Genomic DNA, 13,914 nt, shown 5'->3' with positions numbered 1-13,914 from the left:
TGTTCGCGGGGGCTGGGTGTGCTCCGGTCAGCTGCCGCCGACGGTGAAGCCCTGCTTCTTGGCGTATGCGGTGACCGAGTCCTGCCACTGGGTGAGAGCGGTGGTGAGGTCCTGTTTGCGGGTCATCGCCTTGCCGACGGTGTCGTTGAAGTCGCTGAAGACGTAGTCCTGGACGGGGCTCCAGGTGAAGTCCGTCTTGACGGTCTTGGAGATGTCGGAGAAGACCTGGTTCACCTTCTGACCGCCGAAGAACGGCAGGGACGCGTCCAGGAAGGTCTTGTCGTCGAGCAGCGCCGTCGTGGCCGGGAAGAGGGACTGCTTGGAGTTCAGCATCTTCGTCGAGGCGGGGTCGCTGTTCAGGAACTGGGCGAACGCCGCTGCCGCGGCCGGGTACTTGCTGGTGCGGACGACCGCGCTCGTGGAGCCGCCGGTGTTCCCCGAAGCCGACTCCCCCGCGCTCCACTGGGGAAGCGGGGCGACGCGCCACTTGCCCGACGTTCCCTTCGCGGTTCCCTGGAGGAACATCGGGCCCCAGGCGGCGGTGAGCCAGGTGGCGTACTTGCCGTCGGCCAGGCCGCGGTACCACTGGTCGGTGAAGTCCGGGTCGGTCGAGACGGCGCCCGACTTCACCAGGCCGCTCCAGTAGTCGCTCACCTTCTTGGCGGGCGCGTCGGCGATGTTCACGTCGAGGCTGGTCGCCGAACTGCTCTTGAACGGCCGTGATCCCGCCTGCCAGAGCAGACCGGTGTAGACCGCGCCGTTGCTCGGGGACGCGTTGGTCAGGTACGCCTTCGGGTCGGCCTTGTGCAGCTTCTCGGCCGCGGTCGCGAACTCCGCCCAGGTCGTGGGGACTTGGATGTGGTACTTGTCGAAGATGTCCTTGCGGTACAGCATGCCCATCGGACCGGTGTCCTGCGGGATGGCGTAGACGGAGGAGCCCTGCGAGACCTGGCCCCAGGCCCATGACTGGAACTTGCTCTTGATCTTGTCGGCTCCGTACGGGGCCAGGTCGAGCAGGCTCTTGGTGATGGTGAAGGAGGGGACCTCGTGCGCTTCGAGCTGTACGACGTCGGGGGCGCCGCTGCCCGCCTTCAGGGCGGTGCGGAGCTTGGGGTACTCGGCGGCGGGCTGGCCCGCGTTGACGACCTTGACCTTGATATTGGGGTACTTCTTCTCGAAAAGCTTGGCCTCGTCCTGGATGCCGTCCACCCAGCTCCAGAACTCTATGGTGGCCGGCTTCTTCAACTCGGCGGCCATGTCGACGGTCTTGGTGCTGCCGCTGCCCGCGTCCGCTCCGGAGGTACCCCCGGAGCAAGCCGTCAGCACCAGCAGGGCGAGCCCGCCCGCAGCCGTGGTGAGCAGGCGCGAACGCCGGCCCGTTGTCAGAGACTTCATCGTCTCTCCTCCTGTCGTTCGGTGTCCCGCTCGATGAGCACCCGGACATCCCAGGGGCTGAGTGACAACTCCGATCCGGCGTCGAGCGTCTCGCCGGACAGCAGATCCATGGCGGCCACGGGGAGGCGCACAGGCGCCGTCTCCCACGACCAGTTGGTGACGAACCGCAGCCGCCGTCCGTCGGCCGCGCGCGCTCCGGTGACGGTGACCGAGCCGGGGATGGCGCCCCACGGATCCTCGGGCAGCGTCGTCCGCGCCACCCAGCGGGCCAGTTCCCTCGCCAGGGCGGCGTCGGGCAGCGTGCCGAGATAGGTGACCCGGCCGGCTCCGTGCTCGTTCGTCACGACGGCGGGCCAGCGGCCCGCGTGCGGGTGTTCGTACCAGGCCAGCGGTGTGGCGGTGTCCGGTACGAGGGCGTCCGCCCAGGCCGTCGCGTGGCCGTCGAACCCCCTTACGGGCACCGGCTCGGCGAGGTTGGTGTACTCCAGGTAGTGCGCCCCGACGGCCTCGCGCAGGATTCCGGGCATGACCTGGGGGCGCGGCCGGGCGTCATGGTCCGCGTACCCGAAACGGAAGGTCAGGAGGAGGTGGCCGCCGTGGTGCGCGTACTGCTCCAGCAGTTCCAGGAGTTCGTCACCTGCCACGTACAGGGCGGGCACCACCAGCACCGGCCAGCGGGCAGCGAGGGCCGCCGGGTCCGTGCCGAGCTGTTCCGGGCTCAGTACGGCGGCCTGGAGACCGGCGTGGAACAGCCCCTGGTGGAGGGTGGCGACGACGCGGTCGTAGGTCCCGCGGTCCGGGTCACCGCCGTTCCCCGTCGCGATGGGCGGCTGGAACTCCAGCGCCCACTTGCTCTCCAGCGAGTACAGGATCGCGACGTCGGCGTCGGGTTCCAGGCCGGCGAGCACGTCCCCGGCCTGCTGGAGTTCGGCGCCGGTGCGGCTCAACTCCTCGTAGCAGCGGCCCGGTTCCAGGCTGTGCCCGAGGACTCCGCCCCAGTACGTCTCATGGCCGAAGTGCAGGGTGTGCCAGTGCCAGTACTCGACCGCCGCTGCACCCCGGGCCACCATCGCCCACACGGCCTGGCGCCACTGGCCGTCGTACGCCGGGTAGTTGACGTGCGACTCGCCGATCGACTGGGCGTGCGTCTCGGTGACGAGGAAGGGCTCGCGGCGTATCCCGTAGGACAGGTCGGACTTGAGGTACAGCGCCCAGGCACCGGACCAGGGCAGCCACCAGGGGCGGCCGGCCGACGGCGGGTTGGTGGGGGCCGGGTGCCGCATGCCGTCCTGCATCGGGAAGTAGATGTTGGTGGCGGTGACGTCCAGCCGCTGCCCGAGCGCGACTTCGTCGAGGGCGCTGCGGCCCATGTCGATACACGTCGTGACGAACTGTCCGGGCGCCGCGAGCTCCCGCACGATGTCGGCCTGCCAGCCGATGAAGTCGCTGGTCAGCCGGGCCTGGTAGCGGCGCCACGCCAGGTCGTAGGACGGGGTGGAGTTGCCGTCCGGTGTCCACAGTTGGGACCAGTCGGCTATGCGGTGGGACCAATAGGTGAGCCCCCAGCGGTCGTTGAGGGTCTCGACGTCTTTGTAGGTCGTACGGAGATGGTCGACGAAGCCCTGGAACACGGCCGGATTGTGCAGCAGATGGATACCAGGTTCGTTGTCGACCTGCCAGCCGATGACCGCCGGGTGGTGGGCGTAGCGCGCGACGATCTTCCGGACGACCCGCTCGGACAGGTGACGGAAGGCGGGGTGCGTGAAGTCCGCGTCCTGGCGGCCGCCGTACGGGACGGGCTGACCGGACTTCCAATGCGCCGCCGTCTCCGGGTACTTGTGACGCAGCCACGGCGGGACGGCGTAGGTCGGTGTGCCGACGATGACCGAGATGTCCCGGGCGTGGGCCTCGTCGAGGACCGGCTGGAGCCAGTCGAGGTCGAAGCGGCCGTCCTCGGGCTCCCAGGTCGACCACACGGACTCGCCGACGCGGATGAGGGAGAATCCGGCCTGCTTCATCAAGTCGAGGTCAGTGGTGAGCCGTTCGTAAGGCTGGTACTCCGCGTAGTAGGCGGCTCCGAAGAGGATTCTGCCGGGTGAATTGATATTGGTAGCGTTAACATTCTTGGCCTGGTGCGGCTGCTGCGGCGCGTTCATGAGATCTGTTCCCCCGTGTCAGTTCCGGGCCGCCGGGCCCGTGCTGCTGCGTACGATCAACTCGGGCTCGACCACGGTCAGTCCGTCCCGCTCCGCCGTGCCCTCGATCTGCTCCACCAGCAGGTCGAGGGCGAGCCGGCCGGCCTCGTCGAAGTCCTGCCGCACCGTCGTCAACGGCGGCCAGAAATACGCGGCCTCCGGGATGTCGTCGAAGCCCACCAGGCTCACATCGCCCGGCACGTCCAGGCCCGCCTCGCGCAGCGCGAGCAGCACACCGAGCGCCATCTGGTCGTTGGCCGCGAAGATCGCGGTGACGTTCTTGCGCCGGAGCAGGCGACGTCCCTGTTCATAACCCGACTTCGCCGTCCAGTCCCCGCGCAGCGGAGGCGGCGCCTTGCGTCCCGCCTCGGTGAGCGCCGTCCGCCAGGCGGTCTCGCGGACCTGCGCCGACGGCCAGTCCACCGGTCCCGCGACGTGCCAGACGGTCTGGTGGCCGAGGGACAGCAGATGCTCCGTGGCCTTCCGGGCGCCCGCGTACTGCGCGATACCCACCACGGGGGCGGACTCCTGCTCGATGTCCACATCCACCACGACCACGGACGTCCCCTTGGTCAGATGCCGTAGCGCGTCCGCCGCCCAGTCGTGCGGCGCGGCCAGGATCACCCCGGCCAACGACTCCGACATCAAACTGCGCATCACCTCTTCGCCCGAGTGCTGACCCGCGGACTCCAGCGTGGTGACCCGCACGGTGTACCCGGCGTCGCGGGCCGCCTGCTCGATACCGAACAACGTGCTCGCGGGACCGTAGAGCCTCGTGTCGAACGCGACCACCCCGAGCACCCGCGACCTGCCGGTCACCAGCGTCCGCGCCGCGCTGTTGGGCCGGTACCCCAGCTCCGTCACCGCCGCCAGCACTCGCGCCCGTGTGCTGGCCTTGACCCCGGGGTTCTCGTTGAGCACCCGCGACACGGTCATCATCGACACCTTCGCCAGCCGCGCCACGTCACCGAGAACCGCTGGGCGCCCGGCCCGGTCAGTGGACGGCGTCATAGAGCATCACTGGGCATCACTTGGAGATCGCTCCCTTGCGTTTCTGGGATGTTGCGCTGGACGTTAACGTTAACAAGACGCAGGATTCAAGACCCTTGCGCCGGAAACGGGAAGTTGCTCTCCGCCGGGCAGGTGTCGAGCCGCCTGTTCGACCTGCACACCGCGCTGGACGACCACTCCCACCTGGCCTACGCCGGGATCGCGCCCGGCGAGAGGGCCGACACCTGCGCGAGCTTCCCGACCCGGGCCGCCGCCTGGTTCGCCGCCCACGGCATCACCGGCGAGCGCGTCCTGGCGGACGAACCCGAGCCGGCCGCGTCACCAACCGTTGATGGATCAGTGGCCGGTGGCCAGGTCGCGGTGGAGTCGGTCCCCACCCTCCACCGAGGTCGGAAACGCGCCCGGCGCGGGCTCCGACCCGTCCGCCGTACGCACCCTGGCGACGAAAGTCCCCGGCGGCTGGAGCATCTCGGGTGAGAAGCATCTGATCACGGGGGCCGAGGGCGCCGCGTTCACCATCGTCATGGCACGTGACGGCGAGAGCGGCGGGGCCACCATGCTGCTGGTCGACACCGACACCCCCGGTTTCGCGGTGAAGGAGCACGCCCGCACCATCGACTCGACCATGGTCGGGGGTCACTGCCGGGTGCTGTTCGAGGACGTTTTCGTACCGGACGACGCTGTGCTCGGCGAGGCCGGGCTGGGTTTCCGGTACGTGCAGGTCAGGCTGGCGCCCGCCCGTCTCACCCACTGCATGCGGTGGCTCGGCGCCGCCCGGCGCGCACATGAGATCGCGCTCTCCCGTGCGGTCGACCGGGAGTTGTTCGGGCAGCGGCTCGCCGACCTCGGCATGGCACAGCAGATGATCGCCGACAACGAGATCGACCTGGCCGCCGCCCGGGCACTGCTGTGGCAGGCGTCCTGGGAGATCGCCGAAGACGGCAAGGGCACCGAATCGTCCTCCCGCGCAAAGGTGTTCATCAGCGAGGCCGTCGGACGCGTCGTCGACCGCTCGGTGCAGCTCGCCGGCGGGCTAGGCACCAGTGAGGACCTGGTCATCGGTCGTATCTACGCCGACATCCGCGCCTTCCGTATCTACGACGGGGCCTCGGAGGCGCACCGGATGTCGATCGCCAAGCGGGCCGCGCGCCGTGCCGGTGCCGCCGAACAAGGAAGCGGGATCCGGTCGTGAGCACCGATCTGCCCGGCCTGCCGGCCGCGGACATCGAGAAGTGGCTGCGGGAGACGCTGCCGGACCTGCTGGACGGCGGTCCTTGGCGGGCCGAGCTGATTTCCGGCGGGCTGTCGAACATCACCTATCGGCTGCGACTCCCCCACGGAACCGTCATCCTCAGGCGGCCTCCCCTCGGCCAAGTACTCCCCAGCGCACACGACATGAAGCGTGAGTACCGCGTCCAGACCGCCCTCGCGGGGAGCGCGGTGCCCGTGCCCCGGACGCTGGCGCTCTGCACGGACCCCGACGTCGTCGGCTGTCCCTTCTACGTCATGGCCGAGGTGCCCGGCGTGGTGATACGCACGGCGGACGACACCGCCGGGCTCAGCCCCGAGGCACGCTCCGGGCTGGCTGACGGTCTGGCGAAAACCCTCGCGAACCTGCACGGCATCGACCCCGCGAGCGTCGGCCTGGCGGACTTCGGACGGCCGCAGGGCTACTGCGCACGCCAGGTCTCCCGGTGGGGCGAGCAGTGGCGCCGCTCGCACACGCGCCGGCTCCCGGACATGGACGTACTCCTGAACCGGCTCGCCGACCATGTGCCGGAGCGCTCCGACGCCTCGATCGTGCACGGCGACTATCGCCTCGACAACACCATCGTCGACCTCGACGGGCCGCCCCGCATCGCCGGTGTCCTCGACTGGGAACTCTCCACGCTGGGCGACCCGTTGGCCGATCTCGGCATGACGCTGACGTACTGGCACGACCGCGACGACACGGACCGCGAGCTGATTCCCGTCGCGGTGGGCGTCACTACCCAGCAGGGCTTCCCCACCAGCCGCGAAGTGGCCGAGAAATACGCCAGGTTGACCGGTCGTGACCTGAGCCTGCTGCCCTTCTACCTGGCCTTCAGTGCGATGAAACTGGCCGTGATCCTCGAAGGCGTCCATGCCCGGTACCTCGGCGGCCAGACAGTGAGCGACGGCTACGAAGGCGCCGGCGCGGCGGTCCCGGTCCTGGTCTCGAAGGCCCTCCGCGAACTGCGCGTGCTCGGGCGGCCGTAAGCGCGGGTACTGCCACGGGAGAGGGCCTCCGACACCGCGGCACGCCCCGCCACCCGATCCGGTCGGGAGCGGGGGCCGTGCCGGTCCTGTCGGCGAGCATCCGTCGCGTCCCACCGGCGATCGACCTCCGACAGCCCGGCACACCGCACGCTCAGGGCATCGGGCGTACGGACTGACGGATGACCAGTTGGGTGCTGAGCACGACGTGATCATCCTGAGCCAGACGTTCCTCGCGCCCGAGCGCCAGACGCACCGCGGTGCGGCCCAGCTCCTCGTACGGCACGCGGACCGTCGTCAGGGACGGCGACAGGTCGGCGGCGAAGGGCACATCGTCGAAGCCCACGACCGACACGTCGCCGGGGACGTCCAGGCCGGCCTCGCGGAGGGCGGCGAGCGCTCCGACGGCCACCATGTCGGTCCCGGCGAACACAGCCGTGAAGTCCAGTCCTGAGCGGAGGGCGTCGCGGGTCCGCTGATAGCCCGAGACACGGGTGTACAGACCCGAGCCGTCCAGTTCCTCGGCATACGCCACGCCGTGGGCGCGCAGGGCCTGGCGGTAACCGGCCCGGCGCTCCTCCGAACTGCTCTGCAACGGCTCGCCGCCGAGGAAGAGGATGCGCCGGTGTCCCGCCGTGAGCAGGTGGTCGGCTGCCTGGAAGGCGCCTCCCTTGTTGTCGTATTCGACCACCGTGACCGGCAACCCCTCGGGCAACGGCGGACGTCCGCAGAGCACCAGCCGGGATCCGGCGGCGTCCAGGGCGGTGGCGTACTGCGCCATGCGCCGGTGATAGGCCTCGCTCTGAACGGCTCCGCCGACGAGGACCACTGCCGCCGCGTGCTGCTCCCGCATGAGCTGCACCAGATCGTCCTCACGGTCCGTATCGCCGTGGGTGGCACAGACGAGGCTCAATCTGCCGCGGGTGGCTGCCTCCTCCTCGACCCCGGCTGCGACGTGGGCGAGCGAGGGACCCGTGATGTCCTGGATGACCAGTGCGATGGGACCCGCGACCCGGCCGGACAGCGCCTTGGCATGGACGTTCACGACGTAGTGAAGTGACTCGACCGCCGTCATGACACGCGCCCGGGTTTCCGCTGAGACCGGGTAGTTCCCGGCCAGGGTTCGGGAAACGGTTGCTACGGACACGCCGGCCTGTGCGGCCACCTCCCGGATCGTACTGGGCTTGTCCTGCCCGGCACTCCCGCGCCGACGTCGGCCGTTCCCGGCTTGAGGGCTCACCGTGCGAGCTCCGTTTCCCTGATCCGCCACGCCTCGACGTTACTGCATCAGGGACTCCCTCGAAGCGGGGAGGGGCGAGAACTGCCGCCACCGACTCAGTAAACGTCTTCTGACACTGCTCACGGTTCCGCTCACCCCCCTGGCGGACCGTGCGATCAGCGGCAGCCGCAGCGATCACGCGATCCCGTCCCGGCCGGCCGGTGCGCCCATCCACCCCCGGAGGACGAGGAAGGCCGGCCTCAGGCGCTCTTGACGAGGTCCGCCTGCGAGACCCGGTGGGCGGGCTCCTCCCCTACGGCGAGGCGCTCCAACTCGTCGACCACCGTGCGGCCGAGGCGCTCCAGCTCGTTGCCGAGCGAACCGGCGATGTGCGGCGTCAGGAACACGTTCGGCAGCCGGTACAGGGGCGAGTCGGCGGGGAGTGGCTCGGGTTCGGTGACATCGAGCACCGCGCCGATCCGGCCGCTGACCAGTTCGTCGGTAAGTGCCGAGGGGTCGACGAGGGCGCCCCGTGAGGTGTTGATGAGCACACCGCCGTCCGGGATCAGCGCGAGCATCGCGCGGTCGAGCATCCGGTAGGTCTCGGGAATGTCGGGGGCGTGCAGGCTGATGATGTCGCTGGTCCGCATCAGCTGGTCGAGGGGCAGGCGCACGACGCCCAGTGCGGCGGCCTCGGCATCGTCGACGTACGGGTCGTAGAGCGTGATCTCGAAGTCGAAGGGGCGCAGCAGTTCGAGGAGCCGTCTGCCGACTCTGGACGCGCCGATGATTCCGATGCGCCGGCCGAGGTTGCCGATCGGCCCGTGGTCCCCCGGCGCCGGGTAGGCATGCTCGGTCCGGAAACGTTCTCGCAGGCCGAAGGCGTCCTTCCCGGCGAACAGGATCGCCGCGAGGGCGTATTCGGCGACCGGTAGCGCGTTGGCCTGTACCGCGCTGGAGACGGCGATGCCGCGTTCCCAGACCGCGTCGCCGAGCATGCCCCGCACGCTGCCCGCGGCGTGCAGGACGGCCCGCAGCCGGGGAGCGGAGGCCAGCGCGTCCGTGCCGACGCGCGGACACCCCCAACCGGTGATCAGGATCTCCGCCTCGGCCAGCGCGCGTACCGCTTCCGGATCGGTGAAGTCCCGCACGACCAGCGCGGGGTCGATCCGCGCCAGCTCCTGGAGCCGGGCCATCAGCCGAGGCGGGAACAGCTCAGGCAGGTGCACCGGGTCCATGACGAACAGGGCACGTGGCAACGGTGACATAGGCATGGGGCTCCCGCTTCGGCGTGGGAAGTGGAATGGAGGGAGTAAACGTATTCCACGCTACTGACGAGATTGCCGACGGGTCAATGGGCCTCGTCGCGCTGCCATCGACGGCTGAAGCGCCCCCACGATCGCTCACCGAATCGATGGTTTTCACAAACCACCAGTTCAGAGCCCATGCGGAGAGACCTGGAGGAAGGGCCGACGATACACATTCGCTCCCGCCCCTTGTGGTCCTCCGCCTCCACGCTCTACGGTCTCACAGCAAACGGTTACCGAATCATTTCGGGCCCTAGCCCTTTCCCTCCCCTGAGCCGACCGCGCCGTCCCCCATCCCAGCGCTGTCCCGTCCTTCCTCGGAGGACCTGATGCATACCTTCCTCAAGAGATCCGTCACCGGTGCGGCCGCGGCACTCACGTTCTCCCTCGTGCTCGGCGCCTGTTCCAGCAGCAGTGATCCGGGCTCCGCCGCCCAGCCCGGCACCCGGGGCAAGGTGAGTCTGGAGTTCTGGAGCTGGACCGAGGGGATCGAGGCCCAGACCAAGGTCTGGAACAAGGAACACCCCGAGACGCAGATCAAGTTCGTCAACGCGGCCGGCGACACGGTCTACCAGAAGCTCCGCGCCGCGGTGACCTCCGGCGACGCCCCCTGCCTGTCCAAGATGGACGGGATGAACCTGGCGAACTTCGCCGCCGACGGGCTGCTCACCGACATCACGAAGATCGCCGCGAAGTACAAGTCGAACTACACGGCCCCGGCCTGGAGTTCAGTCAGTCCCGGCGGCGCCACCTACGGCATCCCCACCGGCTCCTCGCCCCTGTTCACCGCCTACCGGGCCGACCTGTTCCAGAAGTACGGCATCGCGGCTCCCAAGACCTGGGACGACCTGATCGCGGCGGGCAAGGCGGTGCAGAAGAAGGACAAGGACGTCAAGATCTTCAACATGGCGGGCGAGGACCCGAGCACCCTGGTCGACCTGTCCTGGCAGGCCAACGCGGAGTGGTACAAGGCCGACGGCGACCACTGGGTCGTCGACTTCATCTCGCCCAATGCGCTCAAGGCCGCCGGCATCGTGCAGGAGCTCGTCGACAACAACCTCGCCTCGAACGCCTCGTACTCCGATCCGGGCGTCTTCAAGACCTGGGATCTCGGCAAAACCATCCTGATGACCACGTCCACCTGGCAGTTGCCGATCTACGACACCAACTTCCCCAAGTCCAGGGGCAAATGGCAGCTCGCGGATGCCCCTGTCTTCGACACCACGCACCCGCAGACCTCCAGCAACTTCGACGTGACGGCCGTACTGAAGGGCTGCAAGTACCCCGACCGCGCCGCCCAGTTCGCGTCCTGGCTGTCCAGCAGCAAGGAGTCGCTGACCGCACTCACCGACCCCGCGTCCAAGTCCGGCCTCTTCCCCGCGGTCAATGACGTCTCCCCGTACGTCGACAAGATCATCCCGACCGAGATGTTCAACGGGAAGTCGGACAGCGCGAACGTGATCACCACGGCGGCCTCGCGCGTGGGCGGCCAGTGGCAGTACGGGCCGGACTACGCCGCCATGTACTCCGAGATGCAGAAGCAGTGGGGCAAGGTCATGAAGAAGCAGCTCACCGTCAAGGCGATGCTGACGCACCTTCAGGACTGGGTCCTCGCCGACCTGAAGAACAAGGGCGTCAAGGCCGTCGCGGGCAACTGACCGCCCCCGCACGCGGATTCGAAGCCCCGCACGTACCTCACCTGGAGACATCCGTGTCCACCCTGACGCGACCGCCCCGAGTCGCCGCCGGTTCACCGGTCCGACGGCCCTCCCGCCTCCGGACCGGAAAGAGGGGAGCCTACAAGGGCGTGTTGTTCGCCCTGCCCTTCCTCGTGGGCTTTCTGTTCACGTACGTCCTGCCGATCGGCTACGCCTTCGGCCAGAGCCTGCACGAGAAGAAGAGCAGCGGCCTCGGCTTCGGCCCGACCAAGGTCGTCTTCACGGGCTTCTCCAACTTCTCGGCGATCCTCTCCGACGGTGCCTTCTGGTCGAGCATGCTGCGCACCCTGCTCTTCGGGACCGTGCAGATCACCGTCATGCTGGGGATCTCCCTGCTCCTGGCGTTGCTGCTGGACGGAGTCGCGGCGCGGGCGGTGCGGTTCTTCCGCGCCGGGCTCCTCATCCCGTACGTCGTCCCGAGCGTCGTCTCCACCCTGATGTGGCTCTTCCTCTACAGCCCGACGATCAGCCCGATCGTCGACGTGGCCGACCGTGCCGGGGTGCACCTGTCACTGTTCGGCGGCCTCAACACCTACCTCTCCCTGGGCAATCTGCTCACCTGGCAGGGCATCGGCTTCAACATGATCCTGATCTCCGCGTCGCTGCAGGCGCTGCCCCGCGAGCTGTACGAGGCGGCCCGGCTCGACGGGGCCCGTGAATGGCGGATCGCCTGGTCGGTCAAGGTGCCCAACATCACCGGGATCCTGGTGCTGACCGGCATGTTCTCGCTGATCGGCCGACTTCAGCTGTTCGCGGAGCCGCTGCTGCTGAGGTATGTGGCACCGGAGTCCATCAGCACCAACTTCACGCCGATGATGGAGATCTTCGACAAGGCGTTCAAGACCGGCAACTACCAGTACGCGGCAGCCGAGTCGCTGGTCCTGGCCGTGGTCACCGGCATCCTCGCCTTCGTCTTCTACCGCGTCACGAACAGGAAGATGTCATGAGCAGCACCACCCGGGCGGCCCGCCCGAACAAGGCCACCGGTACCTCCGGCGGCGGGATACGTCCCACCCGCGGCGCGATGGCCCTGACCACCGGGCTGTTGATCTTCTTCCTGTTGTACTCGATCGCGCCCACGTGGTTCCTCCTGGTGTCGTCCACCAAGAACCAGACCGACCTGTACTCCACCTTCGGCCTCTGGTTCTCCGGCAACCACTTCGTCGACAACTTCCGTGCGATCTGGGACTACCACGACGGCGTGTTCGGACGCTGGATCGGCAATTCCGTCCTCTACTCCACGGTCGGTGCCGCCGGCTCCACCTTCATCTCGCTCGCCGCCGGGTACGGAATCTCGAAGTTCGGGTTCCGGGGCCGGGGCGCCCTGTTCGCGGTCATCGTCGGAGCCTCGCTGCTGCCGAGCACACTGCTGGCTTTCCCGCTCTACCTCGTCTTCTCCGACATCGGGCTCACCAACACGGTCTGGGCCGTGCTGATCCCGTACTTCATCAACCCGTTCGGCGTGTACCTCGGCAAGGTCTACGCCGACACCTCCGTGCCCACCGAGTTGATGGAGGCGGCCCGCATCGACGGGGCCGGTGAGACGCGGATCTTCTTCTCGGTCGCGTTGAACCTCATGCGCACCGGCGGCGTCACGATCTTCATGCTCGACTTCATCAACATCTGGAACAACTTCTTCCTGCCCCTGTTCATGCTCAACGGCGAGCGCACTTTCCCCGTCACCCTGGGCCTCTTCTCCTGGGTGCAGCAGGCGCAGACCTCCCGGGACATGAACACGCTCGTCCTCACCGGTTCCCTGCTGTCGATCATCCCGCTGGCCGTCTTCATGTTCGCGCTCCAGAAGTACTGGCGCAGCGGAATCCTCATGGGCAGCCTCAAGTAACGGACCAGCGATGCCGCACGCGACTGACAGTCGCGCGTCCTCGGCTGCGCCGGCGCCATGCTGGGCTGTGGGCGCAGGATCTCGACGGGACGGGCGCTCACGCAGCTTCCGCTTACGCCACTCACCGGGAGAACCGCCGTGAAGGACCTGGGCCATGTCCCGCTCTTCTACACCGACCTCGGCCCGGCAGCCGCTCCCCCGCTACTCCTGGTGCACGGCTGGGGCGGCGACGGCAGGGAATGGTCACGGCACGCCGAGGAACTGGCCGGAACGTGCCGCGTCATCGTCCCCGATCTACGCGGCCACGGGCGCTCCCCGGTTCCTCGGGAGGGCAATACCCCGGCGGAGATGGCCGACGACCTCGCTGCTCTGATCGACCTCCTCGGCGCCGGACCGGTGGTCGCCGTCGGGCACTCCATGGGCGGCCAGGTGGTCAACCTGCTCGCTGTCCGCCGGCCGGAGACCGTGCGTTCGGTCGTCGCCCTCGACCCGGCCCACGGCGCACACGGGACCGAGGTCGACACCATTCCCTGCCGACTGGCCGAGTACCGGGCGAACGGCGCCCGCTCGGCGGCCTCCTTCGTGGCCGGGGCCTTCGCGCCGGATGCGCCGGCGGGGCTGCGTACGGCCCATGTCCGCACCCTGCTCGGTACGCCGGACCACGTCATCGCCCAGGCGTACGCGGGCATGTACACCGACCCCGGTGCGGTCGGTATCCGCCCGTACAGCGAGGAATACCTGCGCCGACGCCCCCAGCCCGCGCTGACCGTGTGGACGTCCGAGGAAGCCGCGGCCTGGGAGCGCACCACCCTGCACGTACCGGGTTCCCGCGTGGAGCACTGGACCGGAACCGGCCACTACCTCCACGAGGAGCGGGCCGAGCGGACGAACCGGCTCCTCGAAGACTGGGCGACGGAGACCTTCCCGTCGGGCTCGTGACGCGGAACACGGGCGCCAGGAACTGTGGGCCTGTCCGCACGGGTGGTCTTGC

At 68.7% G+C, this 13,914-nt stretch carries 11 protein-coding genes and 1 pseudogene; 7 read left to right on the top strand and 5 right to left on the bottom strand.

Annotated elements, in window-relative coordinates:
* Positions 1–27: 27 nt before the first annotated feature.
* Genes ACGFY9_RS34135 through ACGFY9_RS34125 form a run of 3 tightly spaced genes read right to left on the bottom strand, consistent with a single transcriptional unit; the run spans position 28 to position 4,601 of the window.
* On the bottom strand, positions 28–1,395 hold the full coding sequence (locus ACGFY9_RS34135; RefSeq protein ID WP_393760638.1) for an ABC transporter substrate-binding protein: 1,368 nt from the start codon (positions 1,393–1,395) through the stop codon (positions 28–30).
* Complete coding sequence (locus tag ACGFY9_RS34130) at positions 1,392–3,551, bottom strand: beta-galactosidase (protein ID WP_393760636.1); 2,160 nt, start codon at positions 3,549–3,551, stop codon at positions 1,392–1,394. Before ACGFY9_RS34130 ends, ACGFY9_RS34135 begins: the two co-directional genes overlap by 4 nt.
* Before the next feature lie 18 nt (positions 3,552–3,569).
* Positions 3,570–4,601, bottom strand: coding sequence for a LacI family DNA-binding transcriptional regulator (locus ACGFY9_RS34125; protein ID WP_393760634.1), 1,032 nt, complete (start codon positions 4,599–4,601; stop codon positions 3,570–3,572).
* A gap of 153 nt (positions 4,602–4,754) precedes the next feature.
* Between ACGFY9_RS34125 and ACGFY9_RS34120 the strand changes: the two are divergent.
* The 3 genes and pseudogenes from ACGFY9_RS34120 to ACGFY9_RS34110 all read left to right on the top strand — a co-directional run.
* Positions 4,755–4,901: pseudogene (locus ACGFY9_RS34120) on the top strand (IS481 family transposase); the annotation flags it as partial.
* A 31-nt stretch (positions 4,902–4,932) separates the two neighbouring features.
* Positions 4,933–5,793 carry an acyl-CoA dehydrogenase family protein gene (locus ACGFY9_RS34115; protein WP_393760632.1) on the top strand — a complete coding sequence of 287 codons (861 nt, stop codon included), beginning with the start codon at positions 4,933–4,935 and terminating at the stop codon, positions 5,791–5,793.
* The gene (locus ACGFY9_RS34110) at positions 5,790–6,839 is read left to right on the top strand and encodes a phosphotransferase family protein (protein WP_393760630.1); all 1,050 of its coding nucleotides are present in this window, start codon (positions 5,790–5,792) and stop codon (positions 6,837–6,839) included. The genes ACGFY9_RS34115 and ACGFY9_RS34110 overlap by 4 nt, the downstream gene beginning before the upstream one ends.
* A gap of 151 nt (positions 6,840–6,990) precedes the next feature.
* Here the strand turns inward: ACGFY9_RS34110 and ACGFY9_RS34105 are convergent, their stop codons facing one another.
* Together ACGFY9_RS34105 and ACGFY9_RS34100 are read right to left on the bottom strand one after the other, a co-directional pair.
* Positions 6,991–8,010 (bottom strand): LacI family DNA-binding transcriptional regulator, encoded by a 1,020-nt coding sequence (locus ACGFY9_RS34105; protein ID WP_393760970.1) that lies wholly within the window; start codon positions 8,008–8,010, stop codon positions 6,991–6,993.
* Positions 8,011–8,315: 305 nt separating this feature from the next.
* A complete protein-coding gene (locus ACGFY9_RS34100) occupies positions 8,316–9,329 on the bottom strand; it encodes a hydroxyacid dehydrogenase (RefSeq protein ID WP_393760628.1) in 1,014 nt (337 codons plus the stop codon).
* A 362-nt stretch (positions 9,330–9,691) separates the two neighbouring features.
* Between ACGFY9_RS34100 and ACGFY9_RS34095 the strand changes: the two genes are divergently transcribed.
* The 4 genes from ACGFY9_RS34095 (at position 9,692) to ACGFY9_RS34080 (ending at position 13,862) form a co-directional block, all read left to right on the top strand.
* Positions 9,692–11,020 carry an ABC transporter substrate-binding protein gene (locus ACGFY9_RS34095; RefSeq protein ID WP_393760626.1) on the top strand — a complete coding sequence of 443 codons (1,329 nt, stop codon included), beginning with the start codon at positions 9,692–9,694 and terminating at the stop codon, positions 11,018–11,020.
* A gap of 53 nt (positions 11,021–11,073) precedes the next feature.
* Positions 11,074–12,027 (top strand): carbohydrate ABC transporter permease, encoded by a 954-nt coding sequence (locus ACGFY9_RS34090; protein ID WP_393760624.1) that lies wholly within the window; start codon positions 11,074–11,076, stop codon positions 12,025–12,027.
* Positions 12,024–12,923, top strand: coding sequence for a carbohydrate ABC transporter permease (locus ACGFY9_RS34085; RefSeq protein WP_393760622.1), 900 nt, complete (start codon positions 12,024–12,026; stop codon positions 12,921–12,923). Before ACGFY9_RS34090 ends, ACGFY9_RS34085 begins: the two co-directional genes overlap by 4 nt.
* A gap of 138 nt (positions 12,924–13,061) precedes the next feature.
* A complete protein-coding gene (locus ACGFY9_RS34080) occupies positions 13,062–13,862 on the top strand; it encodes an alpha/beta fold hydrolase (RefSeq protein ID WP_393760620.1) in 801 nt (266 codons plus the stop codon).
* The last annotated feature ends 52 nt before the right edge of the window (positions 13,863–13,914 follow it).

The organism is Streptomyces sp. NPDC048504 (assembly GCF_043200035.1).
Classification (GTDB): domain Bacteria; phylum Actinomycetota; class Actinomycetes; order Streptomycetales; family Streptomycetaceae; genus Streptomyces.
This window is presented reverse-complemented; position numbering and strand designations above follow the sequence as displayed.